The sequence below is a fragment of the Mesobacillus subterraneus genome (genome assembly GCF_000934845.1).
Taxonomy (GTDB): Bacteria; Bacillota; Bacilli; order Bacillales; family Cytobacillaceae; genus Mesobacillus; species Mesobacillus stamsii.
Genome location: NZ_JXIQ01000016.1, coordinates 55852 through 74423 on the forward strand (window position 1 = coordinate 55852; position 18572 = coordinate 74423).

The following is an 18572-nucleotide window of genomic DNA, read 5'->3' on the forward strand; positions in this document are numbered from 1 at the left end:
AAGATGATACAAATCAAAAATGAAAAAATCATTATCAACGGTAAAGCAACTTTGCTTTTTGGAGGGGAGCTTCACTACTTCCGGATCCCAAGGGCTGAGTGGAGAGAAAGAATCCGACAGATAAAGGAAGCCGGAATTAACATGATCAGCACATATGTGCCATGGATATTTCATGAAACCGAAGAAGGAATCATCGATCTAACTGGGATGACAAGAGGAGAAAGAGACCTAAAAGGCTTTCTTGAAATAGTAGCAGAAGAAGGAATGTATTGCCTTGTCCGTCCAGGACCATATGTAATGGCAGAAATTGTAGACCACGGAGTGCCGACGTGGTTCATTGACACCTATCCGGAGGCGGTTGCGAAAACCAATACTGGTGAGATACACCCAACACGGGTTGTAAGCTACATGCATCCTGTTTTTCTTAAAAAAACTGAAAAATGGTACAAAGCAGTATGTCAAGTTATAGAGCCGTTCCAGGAAACATACGGAGGTCCTGTCGTATTGTTCCAACTTGACAATGAAGTAGGAATGTTCCATTGGGTCACAAATCAGCCAGATTACAACCAGGAAACCCTGAAACTGTTCAAACAATACTTAGCAAATAAGTACACAGAAGATGAACTTGAAGCAACTTTCCAGGTCCCCTATGGGAATATCGAAGAACTGGCAACTTTAAAAATTAAAAAACCTGAATCGAAGTATGCTTATGCACTTAGAAATGAATTCAGCCTGTTTCTACGAAAGTATTATCAAGAATTTTTGGAATTATTGAAATTTTTAGCTGTAAATAATGGAATTACGGTTCCATTTGTAGTCAATATTCATGGCTTTCACTCAATCGACCTATTAAAGAGGGGTACCATGTACCCAATTGGCATTTCACAACTTCTAGAGGCTGCAAAGATTGAAAATGTATTAATGGCAGGAGACTATTATATAGGCAATATCGAATTCGATAACTACATTGATATTGTTTTGGCAAATGCCTTTACAAAAGCCATTCAATGGAAGGAGCAGCCGTTATTTTCAGCTGAATTCCAGGGTGGGAACAGCCATGCATTGCCTCGCTTGCAGCCTACTGCATTTGATTTGACGACAAGATTATGTATTGCAGATGGAATGAATGGAGTCAACTATTATATGTTTGCAGGCGGAGAAAACTATGAAAATATCGGTCTTCTAGGGCGCCGACATGAATGGCAAGCACCGTTAAGTTCAAAAGGGAAGAAACTTCCTCACTATTATGTGATTCAGCATCTTGGCAAAATGTTTAACGTCTACAGTCAGCAACTTCTTGAAACAAAACCTGTCTATGATACACATCTAGGATTCTATCCTGATTACTACATGACAGAATTTTCCGATGAACATACAAAGGTGCAGGTAGATGAAATTCAGTATGCACGTGAGAAGTATCTTTATAACGGTATAGCCAAAGGGTTACGGATTAATAATTTTATTTTTGAAGGTCGAAATGTAATGGATGCCATGGAACTAGATCCGGAAACCGTACCTACCTTATGGATGTTTTCCACGAAATGGATGGATGCTGACATTCAGCAAAAGCTTGTAAACTACCTTGAAAATGGCGGTACTCTTATTCTTTTCCCTGAAATTCCGGACAGATCCATGAAAAATGATCAATGCACCATTTTGAAAGATTACATTGATGTAAAGATTAGTGGAGAAAAGCGGGATTGTTTTGTGACAATTGGCAGTTTTGACAGCGTCAAGGTCAATTTCATGCAAACATACAATGTCGATGACAAAGTGTTTGGATGGACAGAGGATGAATCAAGGGAACCTGTAGCTTTTGAAAAAAAACTTGGAAAAGGTAAGTTGCTTATGCTAGGAGTCGGCTTTGACCTTGACTTTGAATATAAAAAGGACATTGTCAATGAAATTGTCGGTAAAGCCGGAATCCAAAAACGTTTCAAAGTAACTGAGGATTTGGATATTACAGTGAGGGAAGGTTTAACTGGAGAAAAGTTCTTCTTTATCGAAAACTTTGATGAATATGAGAAGGAAACCGCAATCACTTATCAAGGAGTTGCTCTTTTCGAAGGTAAGAAGCTGACAATTCGCCCAAGGAGCGGTCTAATGCTACCTGTAAATGTATCCTTGAACAAGGAATTGACGATCGTTTACGGAACGGGTGAGATAAATACGACTGAAAATAAAAATGACAAGCTCTTAGTAACCTTTAGAGTAATCCAAAAGGAAGAGGTATTCATCTTTGATTCTGCAATCTGGATGGTTGAAAAAAATGAGTCGGTCAGAGTGGAAGTAATAGATGATAAAAAATATAAGATAACAATCCGCACAAAAGAAAACCTTGAAGTAATTAGTTTCAAGAAAAGAACTTGAAAGGGGGAATTAAGCGAGATTCTGTGCAATAGCAGCCATTAAGTCGAAGCTGTTATCCTAAACTATTAACTAATAAACTAATAAAACAGGAGTGGAAAAATATGAAGAAAATTTTATCGCTTTTGGCTAGTTTAACCTTATTATTCTCACTTGCAGCATGTACTGGAAATGATAACACGGAAAAGACCTCCAAAGAAGAAGACAAAAAATCTGGTGGAGAAGAAGTAACCATCACATACGCCAACTGGAACCTTGGAACTGAAGAAGAGCAAAACCTGGAACGTTTAATGATTAAGGCTTTTGAAGAGAAGTATCCAAATATTAAAGTTCAGATTGATGAATCAATCAACCCTGCTGATTGGAACGGGTCACTGGCTTCTGCAACGAGCGGAGGAAAAATGCCGGATGTATTTGCGCTTAACCAAATTCCATTGCCAGTTTCAAATGAATGGGTGATGGACATTTCAGAACTTGCGCAGGGTGATGAGGACTTCAAAAACATTCCCCAAATTGTCCAGGATTCATCTAAACTAAACGGAAAGCAATACGCAATTCCATTTGCACAGCATTTCCTTGGCTACCTTGTCAATAAGGACATTTTCAATGCTGCTAACCTTGACACTCCAGAATACGGAATGTCTATTGAAAAATTTACGCAAAGTGTTAAGGAAGCTACAAATGTAAGTAAAGGTATTGCAGGTACTAACCATCCATTTACAATCGGTGACTGGTATCCAGCAGCTGCAAATGAAGATCTTGGCTGGTTTACGTATAAGGACGGCGAATACTCACTGGATAGCAAGGAGTTCATCAACGGTATGAATCTTGCCAAAGAAATTGCCACTAATGGCTATGCATATGAAACGCTGCCAGATGATCAAAAGGCAAACTTTAAAGGTGAAGATCCAGAACAAGTGTGGCTGAATGGCGGAGTGGCTCTTAAATGGGATGGAACATGGGCGACTGGCCATATTGATGATAGTGCAGCTTTCGATTGGGATTTTGTTGGAATCCCTAGTGGCAGAACAGTTGTAGTTAATGACTATGTCGGAATTGCAAAATCAAGCAAGCATCCTGAGGAAGCCTTTCAATTCGTGAAATGGATGTCATTTGGAAAAGAAGGCTTCTTGAAGCGCGTTGAAATTGCAGATGCAGAAGGCAAGACCCTGAACACGTTGCCAGTTAACAGCGATCAGGAAGTATTGGATGCATACTTTGAGATTCTCGATGTACCTGGAATCCGTACAGCATATGACAATCTAGAAAATGCTATCGTTGAGCCGGTGAAAGTAGTTCCCGGTTACATTGAATCCAGATTTGAAGGAACAACAGGTGTGAAAGTTGGCGACAATGAAAACGCAACAACTGGCCAGTTGCTTGATAGCTTCTTCAAAGGCGAAAACAAGGTTGAAGATTACGCAAAACAACTTGATGAATTAGCAGACAAAAAGAGCAAAGAAGCAGCTGAGGCTTTAAATAAATAAGTCTAATCACAGGAGGTAAATGGTATGAAAACTAAGATGTTATTGATTTGGATGGTTATGCTGCTGTTTTTAATCCCAAAAGGGTCAGTATTTGCTGAAAATGGTGACAGTGCAGGCCGTCCTGCTGAAAACGTCATAGAATCGCGCTATTATACCATCCTGGAACAATGGGAAGAGAAAGGGATTGACAGCGTCTCGGATTTTGAGACGTCTGTCCCTCCTTCCAGTTTCATCGGTGAAGGCAAGAATGAATTGTTGCCTCCCGAAGAAAGTGAAGGATATGAGGATCGTGTATTCTATTGGGGAAATCAGAAAGCTGTATCGTTTGAAGTTAAAATCGAAAAAGAAGGACTTTATGAACTTTCTTTTGACTATTTTCCGATAAGCAAAGAGATTGTTCCAATAGAGGGTGCAATTCTGATAAATGGGAAATTCCCTTTCTATGAAAGCAGGAGAATCGTTTTTCCGGTTCAATGGAAAAGTGAAAATGAAGAATTTAGCAAAGACCGGTTTGGCAACGAAATCATTCCAAACCAAATTTCAGTATCAGAATGGAGTACAGTTAAGGCGGAAGATGCAAGCTATTTGCAGCCTTCACCATTGAAGTTTTTTCTGAACAAAGGCAAGAACATCATAACACTGAAAAACCTCCGGGGAGAAATGCTTCTTGGGAAGACATATATCAAATCTCCCGAAAACATTCCAAACTATGAAGAGTACAAGAATAAGCTGGATGGGAATGAAAGCAATCAAAGCCTTTTTACGGTAGAAGCCGAGAAACCTTATATTAAAAACAGTTCATTTGCACGACCATTTGCAATAAGGGATTCTTCAACTGTACCAAACGACACACAAAGCTTGCTTCTAAACAGCTTCGGAGAAAAATCCTGGAGCACGAGCGGCCAGAGAGTCAACTGGAAAGTAGATGTACAGAAAGATGGATATTATTACTTAACCTTTAAGGTGAAACAAAACAAAGAAACAGGGGGATCAGTATTCAGAAAGGTACTGATTGACGGAGAAATTCCTTTTGAGGAAGTGGCTCATTATACATTCGGTTTCAATAAAGAATGGCATAATGTGACACTGGGCGAAGAAGACGGAGAGAAGTATTTGTTTTACTTGACGAAAGGAGAACATCTTATTGGTTTGGAAGCAGATGCATCACCGGCCGAAAGAGTTGTAAACCGGTCAAACGAAGTGATGAAGGAAATTGAAGAACTAGCACTCTCAATAAAGAAGCTGACTGGAAATCAAAATGACAAGGCTAGAAGCTGGAAGATTACTGAATTTATTCCAGATATCGAGGATAGGGTCGATCGCTGGGCAAATATTCTGGAAAAGGAAAGTGAGTATTTACAAGGGGTCAGCCGCTCAGACAGCAAGTCGAATGAAGTCGTTTCATTGAAACTGGCAGTCGAAAAGCTCAGGACGCTTAATGAAAAACCTGATGAAATACCGAATCGAATGACTGAGCTTTCAGAAGGTACTTCATCTGTTGCCCAGCTACTTGGGAACCTACTTCTTAATGTTCAAAGTCAACCCTTACTGATCGATAGATTTTATGTTCACGGAAATGTGGAACTCCCATCTCCGGAAGCTGGATTTTGGAAGAGTACGGTGGATGGCATTAAACGTTTCTTCTTGTCTTTCTCTTCAGGAAATTATTCGGCATCAGAAACAGACAGTGAAACAATAGAAGTATGGATCAACCGCCCAAGGCAATACGTCGAATTAATTCAAAATATGGCAGACCGCCAGTTCACTCCGCAAACAGACATAAAAGTGAAATTTTCAATCATGCCAGATGAGCAGAAACTAATCTTATCAAGTGCTGCCAATAAACAGCCGGATATCGCGCTTGGCATCAGTAGCTGGCTCCCTTATGAACTGTCGATTCGAGGTGCAGCCGTAGATTTGAAGCAATTTGCTGATTTTGAGGAATATAGCGAACAGTTTTCACCAGGTGCATTCCTGCCCTTTATGATTGATGATTCTGTGTATGCTCTTCCAGAGACTCAGGATTTTTTCGTTCAGTTTTATCGCCGGGATATATTGGAGGCACTGAATATTCCGGTTCCTGATTCTTGGGAAGATGTAATCGGAATCCTACCAGAGCTTCAGCGCTTTGGAATGAATTATTACACACCAATCGCAGGTTCGATTGGTTTTAAACCGTTCCAGACAACAGCACCATTCATCTACCAGTTCCAGGGAGACCTTTATTCTAAAGATGGAATGTCGACAAATATTGACAGTGAAGAAGCGCTTAAAGCAATACAGTTCATGACAGACTTGAATACGATTTATAGCATGCCTTTACAGGTACCTAATTTCTATAATCATTTCCGTTATTCTACATTACCAATTGGCATTTCAAGTTTTCAAACTTATGTCCAACTGACTTCAGCTGCACCAGAAATTGCCGGATGGTGGGATATTGCTCCGTATCCGGGAGTAAAGCAGGGAGATGGAACGATTGAACGTTGGGCGACAGGTTCCGGCCAATCTGCGATGATTTTCAAAGGAACTAAAAATAAAGAAGAATCTTGGGAACTGTTGAAGTGGTGGCTTAATGCTGAAACACAGACGGAGTTTGCATCGTCACTTCAAACGATGTACGGACCAGAATATATGTGGAATACAGCCAATCTTGAGGCATTTGCAAACCTACCATGGCCAGATGAACATAAAGAGACTATTTTAAAGCAATGGAAATATTTGAAAGAAGTGCCAAAAACACCAGGTGCCTATATGGTAGAGCGTGAGTTAAGTAATATTTGGAACCGAATAGTCTTTGATGGAGAAAATGCAAGATCGACAGTGGATGATTCAGTTATTGCCATAGACAGAGAAATAAGCCGAAAAATGGAGGAATTTGGTTATATGAAAGATGGCAAGATAGTAAGGTCGTATCAGGTTCCTTCCATAGAAATGGTGGAAAGCTGGGGGAGAGCAAAGTATGAAAACTAGACAGCGTGAATATAATCACTGGATATTCCTGTCACCCTATATTCTATTATTCACAACTTTCATCATTATTCCCGTTGGTGCGGCAATCTTTTTATCTTTCACCTATTTTAACGCGATTGAAGCACCAAGTTTCATTGGTCTTGCCAATTACGTCAGTCTGATTACACAAGATGAAGTTTTTATGCAGAAAGTTGTTCCAAATACACTGACATTTGCCCTGATTGTCGGTCCTGGAGGGTATATTTTATCGTTTGTGCTCGCCTGGCTGCTTGCCCAGATACCAAAAGGTCCTCGTACCATACTGGCATTGATCATCTATTCCCCTTCCATGACTGCTGGCGTTGCGATGGCAGTTGTCTGGACCATCATTTTCAGCGGTGATGAAACCGGATATTTGAACAGCTTACTAATCAGCATGGGAGCATTGCTTGAACCAATCCAGTGGCTTCAGTCACCAGAATATTTGATGAAAATAATGATTGTTGTGACACTTTGGGGCAGCATGGGGGTAGGATTTTTGGCAATGCTTTCCGGTGTACTGAACATCAATACCGAAATTTATGAAGCGGGATATATCGACGGAATCAAAAATCGTTTCCAGGAGGTCATCTATATTACTATCCCTTCGATGAAGCCTCAAATGCTATTTGGTGCAGTTATGGCTGTAGTCGGAACATTCCAGGCCGGAGCGATTGGGGTCGCACTTTCAGGTGCCAACCCAACTCCGCAATATGCCGGCCAGCTGATGGTCAACCATTTAGAGGATTATGGATTTATCCGTTATGAGATGGGCTACGCGGCTGCAATATCAGTTGTCTTGCTTCTAATTGTTTATGCCTTCTCAAAGGTAGCTTGGAAATTATTTGGTGACAAGGATTAATTAACGGGAGTGATTAGGCATGTCGGCCTTTCAAGGAACTAAAATGAATCCGTCAAAGTTTCATAAAAGCCAATTGAAATTCTATGCAATTTTAATTCCACTGGCAATTTTTATGGCTTTGCCAATCGTTTTTATTATTTTTCATGCATTTAAGCCGATAGATGAATTATTTGCATACCCGCCGAGGTTTTTTGTGGAAAAACCTACGCTTCAAAATTTCGCGGACCTGTTTGCCCAGTCTAATGCAACCGGCGTTCCAATGTCACGTTATCTATTTAACAGTATTGTCATTACCCTGATCGTTGTATTTTTAACAGTACTGATCAGTACAATGGCTGGATATGCTTTGTCCAAAAAAGAATTCAAAATGAAGAAAATGATTTTTGAAATAAATACTTTGGCTTTGATGTTCGTTCCTGCTGCAGTAGCGATACCGAGATATTTATTGATTGAAAACCTTGGCTTGATCAATACTTTTATTGTTCATATCCTTCCATTGTTATCAATGCCGATCGGTCTATTCCTTGTTAAGCAGTTCATTGACCAGATACCAGATGAATTGTTGGAAGCAGCGAGGCTTGATGGTGCGAGCGATTTTCAGATATTTCTCATGATCATTATCCCTCTAGTGAAACCTGCACTAGCAACAATCGCGATTTTGAGTTTTCAATTAGTTTGGAACAGTGTGGAGACATCTACGTTGTATGTTAATGATGAAGGGTTAAAAACTTTCTCCTTCTATATGTCCACACTGGCCTCCCAGGTGACGGGTAATAATGTAGCGGGTCAAGGGATGGCAGCAGCAGCATCACTGATCATGTTCATCCCTAACCTGGTGATCTTCATCTTCCTGCAGAGTCAAGTAATGAGTACGATGGCTCACTCAGGAATTAAATAACAGATAGGAGGGAGGGAAATGAACCAATTTAAAAAAGTCATCGTCAGTCTCTGCTTTATTGTAATTTTTTCTTTGCAGAGCAATGCTTTTGCTTCTGCACCCTACATTACCGAAACATTATCACCTGACGGGAACCTAATTGAAACCCAGACGGCATTCAAACCGCTCGGCCAATTTTTACAGAATGCAGAAATTGTCGCCCCGGAAGATATCTATGCAGATAAAAAAGGCAGAATCTATATAGCAGATTCAGGAAATAAGCAAGTTGTAGTTGTGAATTTAGATGGTACAGTTAAAAAGCTAATAGGAAAAAACGTACTTGATCTGCCAACCGGTGTATTTGTAGATGAGGAAGGAGATATCTTTGTCGCAGATTACGGTAAAGAAAAGGTTTTCCGTTTCTCAAATGAAGGGGAGCTAAAAGGTGATTACGGAAGACCTGAGTCCCCACTATTCGGAAAGACATCTCCATATAAACCTCAAAAGGTAGGCATAGACCGAAGGGGAAATATTTACGTCATTGGGGAAGGATCTACTAACGGCATTATTCAGTTGAGCAATAAAGGAGAGTTTCTTGGGTACTACGGAGTAAATTCTACAGAAGTCAGTTTCTCCTCTTTTGTTAAAAATTTATTGACTAGTGAACAGCAAAAGGCGGGCATGTTTCTCAAAACTCCGCCTGCTCCAGATAATATTGCACTAGATGAGCGAGGTTTAATTTATTCAATAACAGAAGGTACTGAAACCGAAGTAATCAAAAAACTGAACGTTGCCGGAAAAAATATACTAAGCGCCGATATTATGGCTGCGAATAATCTTCAGGACATTAGCATTGATACAGATGGAAATATCTTTGTAGTCACCAGCGCCGGATTAATAGCTGAATACGATAGCTTCGGGAATCTTCTGTTTTTATTTGGTGGAACAGATGATGGATCAAACAGGCTTGGCCTTTTTAAACAGCCGACTGGAGTGGCCATTGACGAGAATGGTCGACTATATGTATCGGATAAAGAACGAGGCATGATCCAAGTTTTTGAAGCAACAGCCTTTGCCAATAAGGTGCATGAGGGAATTGGTTTGTTCAAGGAAGGACTATATGTTCAAAGCCAGAAGTACTGGGAATCTGTCCTTGAACTAAATTCATCTTTCGGTCTAGCACATACAGCAATGGGTAGAGCTTATTATAAGCAGCAGGATTATGAAAAATCGCTTGAAGAGTTCCGTTTCGCAGAAGATGTGTCAGGCTACTCAGATGCTTTCTGGGAAGTGCGCCATGCCTGGATGCAGAAATATCTCGGTTCTTTTTTTGGAGGGCTAATTGCAGCTACAGTTATTTATTTTCTTTTGAAATATATGAATGGGAAAACAGCTTTTTTGGAAAAACCCATAGATAGAATCCGTTCCATTAGACGAATCAGATTGATTAATGAACTCTTGTTTTTATTTCAATTTTTCAAACATCCGATCGATAGCTTTTATTATTTAAAAAGGAAAAAATATGCCTCGGTTTTGTCGGCAACGATTTTTTACATGGTCCTGTTCATTGAATATTTAATCAGTAAATTTCAGACTGGCTTTATCTTTACCAGCCTGAATGTAAGTGAAACGAATCTGGGAGCAGAAGCAACTAAACTCATTGTGCCAATTCTGCTATTCATTATTGTCAACTACCTAGTCAGTACCATCAACGATGGGGAAGGGAGATTTAAAGATATATACATCGGGACTATTTACTCTTTGGCACCGTATATCGTTTTCATTCTTCCAATTGTCCTGATATCCAATGTACTGACACTAAATGAATCATTCATTTATGACTTTGCAATAAGGATTGTTTATGCATGGTGCCTGATGATTCTAACCATAATGATAAAAGAAATTCACAATTATACCTTCTCTGAGACAGTAAGAAACATCTTTATTACTCTGTTTGGAATGGCCATTATGATTCTGGTAATATTCATTGTTTTTGTTCTTTTTGGTCAGGTTTACGACTTTGTCTATTCCATTATAAAGGAGGCTATGCTACGTGTTTAAGAAAATGAGGATTGCAGTTATACTTCTTTTGCTGCCGATTCATGCGATAGCAGATAGTACAACTCTGCTTGAACCGGAGACGACTCCTGAAACGATGACAAATGACAGTGAGAGCGGAATGAAATATGGATCAGCTCAATATACACTTACAGAAAGGGATCAGGAGCCTATTAAAAAAGAGGTTTCCTTTGAAGGATTCAATAAAATTGCAGAAAATATGAATCTCGCATTATATGTAGATGAAAAGTCCCTTGCTTTAAAAATCGAGAACAAACAAACAGGTTATGTGTGGGAATCGGGATTAGATTCAAAAAAGGAATACAGATTGAATGATACATGGACGGAACTGGCGCAATCCGCAATTACAATCGACTACCTTGACCGTAAAGGTAAACTGAAAACGGAAAGCATTTTGACAAATGACACACGCCCAAAGATCCAGCGGGATGATCAGGGATTCACAGCTTCAGTGAATCTGTTTCAGGCAAAGATCTCCTTCAATGTGCAAGTTGAACTAACTAAAGAAGGCATTACAGTGACAATACCTGACGAAAAGGTCAAAGAAGGCGAAAGAACTAAGATTGTCTCGATGAAGGTATACCCATTCCTTGGAGCCGTGAATGAGAATGAAATCAATGGATACATGTTCATCCCTGATGGAAGCGGTGCTTTGATTCGATATCAGAAAAGCAGCAAGAAATCTGCTTCTCCTTTTATAGGATCAATCTTCGGCCCAGATCATGGATATAGGAGCTTCAACTCGGTAAAATATGTTAATCCTGTTCAACTTATTAAGATACCAGTATTCGGGGCTATCCACGGTGTGAAACAAAACGGTTTTGTTTCCATCATTGAAAGTGGGCAGGAGTACGGTGAAATCGTCGCATTCCCTGCTGGTGTGTCGACAGATTTGAATTGGGTTCATTCCCAATATAACTACAGGTATGAATATTACCAGCCAACAAGTAAAAGCATGGATGGAATTAATGTATATCAAAAAGAACGAAATTCTTTTGATATAAAACTACAGTACAATTTTTTAAGTGGTGAAAACGCAGATTATGTAGGAATGGCAAAACGATATCAACAGTATTTGATTGAAAACGGAATGCTGGAGAAACAAAAAGACACTGCAGATATCCGTCTTGAATTCCTTGGTGGTGAAGTAAAAAAAGGCCTCCTGTGGGATTCTGTCATTCCGATGACGAAGGTGGGAGAGATTCCTGGATTCATTGAGGAATTGAATGGAGAAGGTCTGGTAGATCAATTCGTAATCTATAAAGGCTGGTCGAAAGGCGGATTAACTGGGACCCTGCCGGCCAAATTTCCTTTTGAAAGAAAGCTTGGCAGTATATCCGATTTACAGGATACAGTTAATCTGTTGAGCAAAAAAGATATACCAATGTACTTTTCCACGGATTATACAAAGGCTTACGAAGGTGCCAAAGGATTCTCCGGAAGTAAGGACGTAGCAAAAAAGATTAGCTCAGAGACAATTTCTTATAAGGATAAAGATTTGAATGCATTTTATCTTTCCCCAGGGATGTCACTTGAAATGGCAAAGGAAGATATTGAGCATTATAGTGATTACAATATTAAGAATCTTGCCCTGGATGCAACAGGATACATCTCATTCTCTGACTATAGCAAAGATAAAAAATCAAACCGAATTGAAACACTGGAGACATATAGCCAATTATATGAAGTGCTGTCAAAGCATGTTGGCGGACTAGCGCTCTATGAACCGAATTCTTATGCTCTTGCAGCAACGGAACGCTATTTGGACATTCCAATGTATTCATCAAATTACGTTTTTGAAACGGACACAGTTCCATTTTTACAAATCGTGCTAAAAGGCTACATTCCATATTACGCCCCATTCTCCAACTTTCATTCTGATCCGGAGGATGAGCTGCTGAGGATGATAGAGTATGGAGCTTATCCATCCTTTTTGCTGACTTCAGAGCCTTCCCAATTGCTAAGGAAGACGGCTTCAAAGGATGTGTATACTTCTGAGTATTCCATTTGGAAAGATGATGTTGTGCAACAATATAACGTAATCAAAGAAAGTCTTGGTCAGGTAAAAGGAGAAGAGATTGTTTCAAGATATATTCCGGCAAAGGGTATCAGTGAGGTCACCTATGCAAATGGGGTGAAAATCGTGGTGAACTATACAAACAAACCTTACAGCAGCCAGGAAATTAATGTTCCAGCGAAAGGGTTCGTTGTTGAAACAAATGAGGAGGGAGCAAAGTGAAGAGCAAATTAGCATCAAGAAATAGAATGATTGGCTTGCTATTCGTCTCCCCATGGATCATCGGATTTCTTGTATTCACTGCTCTCCCCCTTCTGTATTCTTTGTATTTGAGTTTTCATCGTGTAAAGATTACGACGAGCGGAATCAGAACTGAATTTGTAAAGTTTGGAAACTATCAGTTTGCTTTTACCGGAGATTCGATATTTATGGACCGATTGACCCAGTACATTGAAGAAATGGTCATATCAGTACCGATTATTATTGTATTTTCCTTGATCATTGCCTTGCTTCTTAACCAGAAAGTTAAATTCAGGAGCTTTTTCAGGACAGTATTTTTCCTGCCGGTGATTATTGCTAGCGGGCCGGTTATCAAGGAATTAATGGACCAGGGAGTCACAACAATACCATCAATCGAGCAATATGCAATTTATCAAATGTTAAACGCGAACCCTGAAGGCATTTTCAACGGAATGCTTCTCTATCTGATTAAAAACTTGATTGTTATCCTCTGGTTTTCAGGTGTTCAAATTCTTATTTTCCTTGCAGCCCTTCAGAAGATGGACCAGCAAACCTATGAGGCTGCAAAAATCGATGGAGCATCGAACTGGGAAATGTTTTGGAAGGTTACACTTCCAAGTATTACACCAATGATCATAGTCAACACGATTTATACGATTGTTATGTTCTCCATTTTTTCATTGAATCCCATTATTGAGCATATCCAGAAAAATATGTTCAAGGTGGATACGGGTTTTGGCTATGCATCAGCCCTGTCATGGATATACTTTCTTATCATTGCAATCGCCCTGGCTCTGACCGTAGGTGCGATGTCATTCAAAGGGAAAAGTAAATACTCATAAATGGAGGGATTTGAATGGAGAAAACAAAGAGGCAGCTATTTACTAATTATTATATAAAAATGAAAAGAATGATTCTTGGAATGCAGGGAACAGACGGAATTCTTTTTAAATTGCTGATTTACGGACTGCTTGTAGGAATTGGATTTGTATACATCTATCCTTTGATCTACATGGGATCATACAGCTTCAAAAGCTTGGATGATCTCCTAAATCCACTTGTTAACTGGATACCTACTCAGCTCTATCTAGAAAACTATAAAAGAGCGTATGAGGTTCTTAATTTCATTCCGACTCTTTTGGAAACGTTATATGTAGCTGCAATTCCGGCTGTAGCACAGACAGCTGTTGGGGCTGTCGTCGGTTATGGATTGGCACGTTTTGATTTTAAGGGAAAGAAAGTAATATTTATACTGGTGCTCGCAACATTCATCATTCCGCCACAGGTAACGTTGATTCCTAGATATATCTTCTTCAACGAATTGAATATTCTGGGCAGTCTGAATGCATTCCTGCTACCTGCAGCTTTTGGTCAGGGGTTGAACAGTGCCATTTTCATCCTCATTTTCTACCAATTTTTCAGGATGGTGCCTAAAGCTTTGGAAGAGGCAGCGCAGATTGATGGTGCCGGTCATTTCAGGATTTTCTTCACGATCGCTCTGCCAATGGCAGTACCAGGAATCATTATTTCATTCTTATTCTCGTTCGTATGGTATTGGAATGAAACCTACCTGGCAGCCATTTATTTTGGAGATTCTCTAACGACATTGCCGCTGCAGCTACAGAAGTTCGTTGCAACTTATCAGCAAATGTTTCCTGCAGAAATGGGTCTTAGTGGAAATAAGCTTAATGAAGGAATCAAGATGGCAGGAACTTTGCTTTCCATACTACCGCTGCTTATAGTTTATTTCATTACCCAAAGATGGTTTGTCGAGGGTGTGGACAGATCAGGTATTACGGGTGAATAGACTCAATACTTAATATATTAGACTTTGGAGGGAATTATTATGAGGAAATTGCCGTTTGTTATTGAATTAGAAGCCAAAAGAAGCTTTGAGTTTTTCTGGAATGAAGCGAATACGAACCCTGATTCACCAGGATACGGACTGATTCTGGATCAATCTGCAAACAAGGAAGTTGCGAGTATTGCCTCTGTAGGTTTCGGTCTTACGGCAATAATAATTGGCATCGAAAGAGGATGGATCACAAGAGAAGAAGGTTACGAAAGAACAAAAGGTACCCTGAAGACCTTCTGGAATAATGTTGAACATGAAAGAGGCTTTTTCTATCATTTTTTAAATATGGAAACAGGCAAAAAAAATGAATCTTTTTATGATTGTGCTTCCATCATTGATACTTCTATCCTATTAAATGGAGCCATAACCTCTGCTGAATACTTTGGTGGCGAGATTGCTGAACTCTTTGAGAAAATCTACGATCGTGTTGATTGGATGATGTATTATGATCATTCAGTCAATCAGTTTTACATGGGCTACAAACCGGAGACAGGAGGCTTTCACCATTGGGACATGTATGCTGAACAAATGATGCAGTACATTCTTGGAGTTGCTTCAGAGACGCATCCTGTCCCAGTGAAGATCTATGAGGGTTTTGAGAGAAGGCTGGGGGAATATGGCGGTTATGAATTTTATAATTCACCAGGTGGCAGCCTGTTCACACACCAATACTCCCATGCTTGGTTCGATTTCAACAAATACCTCGACAGTGATGGAATCGATTGGTTTGAGAATTCAGTAAAAGCATCAAAGGCGAACCGTCAATATTGTATCAATGAACATGGAAATTTTAAAACATACCACGAAAATTCATGGGGTCTTACAGCATGCTCTACCCCAAATGGATATGGCGGTCCAGGAACACCACCTTATCATCCGAATGTAACATCAAAAAATGATGGAACAGTTGCGCCATCGGGAGCAGCAGGATCGATTGTTTTTACACCAGAAGAATCGATTTCGGCTATGGAATACTATTATGGCAAACATTCAAAGCTATGGGGAGAATACGGCTTTGTGGATGCGTATAATTTGGATGTCACCCCGGAGTGGTACGCAAATCATGTCATCGGAATCGACAAAGGCATTACTCTTTTAATGATTGAAAATTACCGATCAGGCCTTGTCTGGGACTTATATATGAAAAACAAAGTTGTTCAAAAAGGAATTAAGTTGCTGGATTGGAATAAAAAGGATTCCGGATCTTTGTGAGGGAAGACTATACAAACTTGAATGCTTTTTTGGCCGCTATCTTTTTACTTAACAACGAAGTTCGAAAAAATTAGTCTATTAATTGATAAATGCAGAATGCTAAGGGAAGGAAGTGTTAGCGGTGATAGAAATCAAAGACAAACAAATTGTTATAGACGGTAAACCTGAGCTTATCATGGCTGGAGAAATCCATTATTTTAGGCTCCCACCAAGTGAATGGCAGGATCGCTTAGATAAATTAAAGCTTGCCGGCTGCAACGCTGTTTCTACATATGTTCCCTGGTTGATCCACGAGCCGACAGAAGGGAAGATTGACCTTATCGGTAAAACTCGTCCCGAACTGGATTTGAAAGGGTTCATTGAGCTTTGTGAAAAGAATGATTTCTACTTTTTCCTTCGCCCGGGCCCATTTATTATGGCGGAAATGAAAAATGAGGGACTACCATTTTGGATTTATGAAAAATATCCAGAAGTTATTCCGACAGGCTGGAACAAAAAGACAGCGACTACGAAGACTATTGATTATCTGGCTCCGCGCTTTTTAAATGCTGCAAAGAAGTGGTATAAGGCAGTTGTCGAAACGGTAACCCCCCACCTTCACCAAAATGGTGGAAAAATCATCGCTTTCCAACTTGATAATGAGATTGGTATGCTTTCCTGGGTCAGCAATACACCTGATTTGACTGAAAACGTCCTAATGGATTTTGCTGCATGGCTCGAAAAAGAATATAAGCCTGAGGTACTCTCTGAAAGGTATCCATTTGATTTACGCGAAATGCAAGCGCGAAATAATGCGATTCGGTCACCAAAGGAATCTTATGCACCGCAGCTTATGAAAGATCTTGGTTATTATATGAGAAATCGTTTTGCCAGATATGTCGCCACCCTTCGTGGCTATGCTGAAGAGTACGGAGTGAAAAATATTCCTTTCGTTGTGAATATTCACGGGACGGGCGGCCTGAGAGGTTTCACATTCCCCATTGGCATTAGTCAGCTGTACGAGTCATATACCCAGGGACCTGGTTATCTATCAGGCTCTGATATCTATTTTGGAGATTTAGAGATGAATAACTTTCAGGATCTTTATTTGATCAATGGTTTCATGGATTCAGTCCATCTTCCGGATCAGCCGCTGACATCCGTAGAATTCAATTGCGGTGATGGAAATTTTGGAAATACCTACGGTGGCCGATATGATCCATCAGCAGCTGATCTGAAGGCGAGAATGTGCATTGCTCAGGGAAATCGCATGATCAATTATTACCTGTTCACAGGTGGTTATAACTTTCGGTGGGATGTCCCTCTTAATGATGGAAATGACCGAATCGCTTTTACAGGCGAAAGGCATGGTTTTGCTGCACCTGTCAGTCCTGAAGGCGAGCTTAATTATACATTCCCGAGAATGGCTAGGGGAATCAGGACGATAATGGCAGTGGCAGAAAAGGCGGCTGCCATGGATGAGGAGCGAGATGATGTCAAATTTGCTTTCATTCCGGATTATTATATGACAGAATACCGCTATGCAAAGAGTGAGAAAATGGCTGCAATTACCGCCAATCTTGAAGCTAATCGCGCCTCCGGATCATGGGAAATGATGGCGAGAGGAATGCTACTATCAGGTTATCGTTTTGGAGCTACAGATATCCAGAATAGGCCACTTTCTCCTAAAGAAACTCCGGTTCTCGCGCTGCCTTCTGCCAGGTATATGAGTGCGAATATCCAGCTAAAGCTAGTGGAGTATATGGAAACAGGAGGCGGAGTTCTTCTTTATGGAGAGGTTCCACAATATGATATGGAGGGAAAGGACTGCACGATTCTGGCAGATGCCTTTGGCGTTAAGCATAAGGGAATACTGAGGGATTCTGGGGAATTTTACTTATCCCTCTATGCAGACGGATGGGCTGCTCCAAGACCGGAGATTCGTTCATATTTTGCTCAGGTGTTTGACGTGGACAAAACCACTCCGCTTTTCAGAGTATATGGAACCGATGAAGTTTGTGGTTTTCAGACAAGCAATGGAAAGGGAGGAGCCATTGTTATTGCCGGAGCTCTCCCTGGAGATTTTCAGTTTATCAAGGAGGCACTAGAAAGGCTAGGCGCAAAGGCTAAGTTAACACATGATTTCAAAGATCATGGAATTTTCATGACGTCTACAGCCAACAAGGAAGGGGAAAGATTCATCCATCTGCTGAATCTAGACGGTTTTGATAAGAGCTTCCATATCTGTGAACAAGGTACAGTTTTGTTCGGTGGGAAAGAAATAACCCTTCAGTGCAAAGAGGGCGTCATGCTTCCCTTCAATATGGCATTCGGTAACAGGAAAATCGTATGGTCTACAGCTGAAATCATAGCTATTAAGGAAGATTCAATTGAATTCCGTCTGACACAAAACCAGGATGTAATCGCCTTCAAAGCAGGAGTTGGAATAAAACCTTCTGAAAACTACGAGTTAAAGTTTGAAGAAACATTAGTGAAAGTAATTTCAAAGAATCATAGCAAGGTTAATGACCAACTGATTGTCCATTTTGCTTAAGCTATACAAGTCTATACCACATATGCTTTGTTCCTATTCAAGGAGGTGAAAC

11 protein-coding genes are annotated in these 18572 nt (G+C 40.2%); all 11 read left to right on the forward strand.

Annotation, left to right across the window (positions count from 1 at the left end):
- Positions 1 to 3 precede the first annotated feature (3 nt).
- The 11 genes from UB32_RS02440 to UB32_RS02490 all read left to right on the forward strand — a co-directional run bounded on the left by UB32_RS02440 (position 4) and on the right by UB32_RS02490 (position 18520).
- Positions 4 to 2370: a beta-galactosidase gene (locus tag UB32_RS02440; RefSeq protein ID WP_044390905.1), complete on the forward strand. Its 2367-nt coding sequence runs from the start codon at positions 4 to 6 to the stop codon at positions 2368 to 2370.
- Positions 2371 to 2471: 101 nt separating this feature from the next.
- The gene (locus tag UB32_RS02445; RefSeq protein WP_044390906.1) at positions 2472 to 3854 is read left to right on the forward strand and encodes an ABC transporter substrate-binding protein; all 1383 of its coding nucleotides are present in this window, start codon (positions 2472 to 2474) and stop codon (positions 3852 to 3854) included.
- Positions 3855 to 3878: 24 nt separating this feature from the next.
- On the forward strand, positions 3879 to 6827 hold the full coding sequence (locus UB32_RS02450) for an extracellular solute-binding protein (protein WP_044390907.1): 2949 nt from the start codon (positions 3879 to 3881) through the stop codon (positions 6825 to 6827).
- On the forward strand, positions 6817 to 7707 hold the full coding sequence (locus tag UB32_RS02455) for a carbohydrate ABC transporter permease (protein WP_044390908.1): 891 nt from the start codon (positions 6817 to 6819) through the stop codon (positions 7705 to 7707). The genes UB32_RS02450 and UB32_RS02455 overlap by 11 nt, the downstream gene beginning before the upstream one ends.
- A gap of 19 nt (positions 7708 to 7726) precedes the next feature.
- Entirely contained in the window at positions 7727 to 8605 is an 879-nt protein-coding gene (locus UB32_RS02460; RefSeq protein WP_044390909.1) for a carbohydrate ABC transporter permease, read from the forward strand.
- A gap of 18 nt (positions 8606 to 8623) precedes the next feature.
- Positions 8624 to 10645: a YIP1 family protein gene (locus UB32_RS02465; protein WP_044390910.1), complete on the forward strand. Its 2022-nt coding sequence runs from the start codon at positions 8624 to 8626 to the stop codon at positions 10643 to 10645.
- Positions 10638 to 12902, forward strand: a complete 2265-nt coding sequence (locus tag UB32_RS02470) for a DUF5696 domain-containing protein (protein WP_044390912.1) — start codon at positions 10638 to 10640, stop codon at positions 12900 to 12902. The genes UB32_RS02465 and UB32_RS02470 overlap by 8 nt, the downstream gene beginning before the upstream one ends.
- Complete coding sequence (locus UB32_RS02475) at positions 12899 to 13762, forward strand: carbohydrate ABC transporter permease (RefSeq protein WP_044390914.1); 864 nt, start codon at positions 12899 to 12901, stop codon at positions 13760 to 13762. The genes UB32_RS02470 and UB32_RS02475 overlap by 4 nt, the downstream gene beginning before the upstream one ends.
- A gap of 14 nt (positions 13763 to 13776) precedes the next feature.
- Complete coding sequence (locus tag UB32_RS02480) at positions 13777 to 14727, forward strand: carbohydrate ABC transporter permease (protein ID WP_044390915.1); 951 nt, start codon at positions 13777 to 13779, stop codon at positions 14725 to 14727.
- A 39-nt stretch (positions 14728 to 14766) separates the two neighbouring features.
- Positions 14767 to 15987 carry a glucoamylase family protein gene (locus UB32_RS02485; RefSeq protein ID WP_044390916.1) on the forward strand — a complete coding sequence of 407 codons (1221 nt, stop codon included), beginning with the start codon at positions 14767 to 14769 and terminating at the stop codon, positions 15985 to 15987.
- 121 nt (positions 15988 to 16108) lie between these two features.
- On the forward strand, positions 16109 to 18520 hold the full coding sequence (locus UB32_RS02490) for a beta-galactosidase (protein WP_044390918.1): 2412 nt from the start codon (positions 16109 to 16111) through the stop codon (positions 18518 to 18520).
- Positions 18521 to 18572 lie beyond the last annotated feature (52 nt).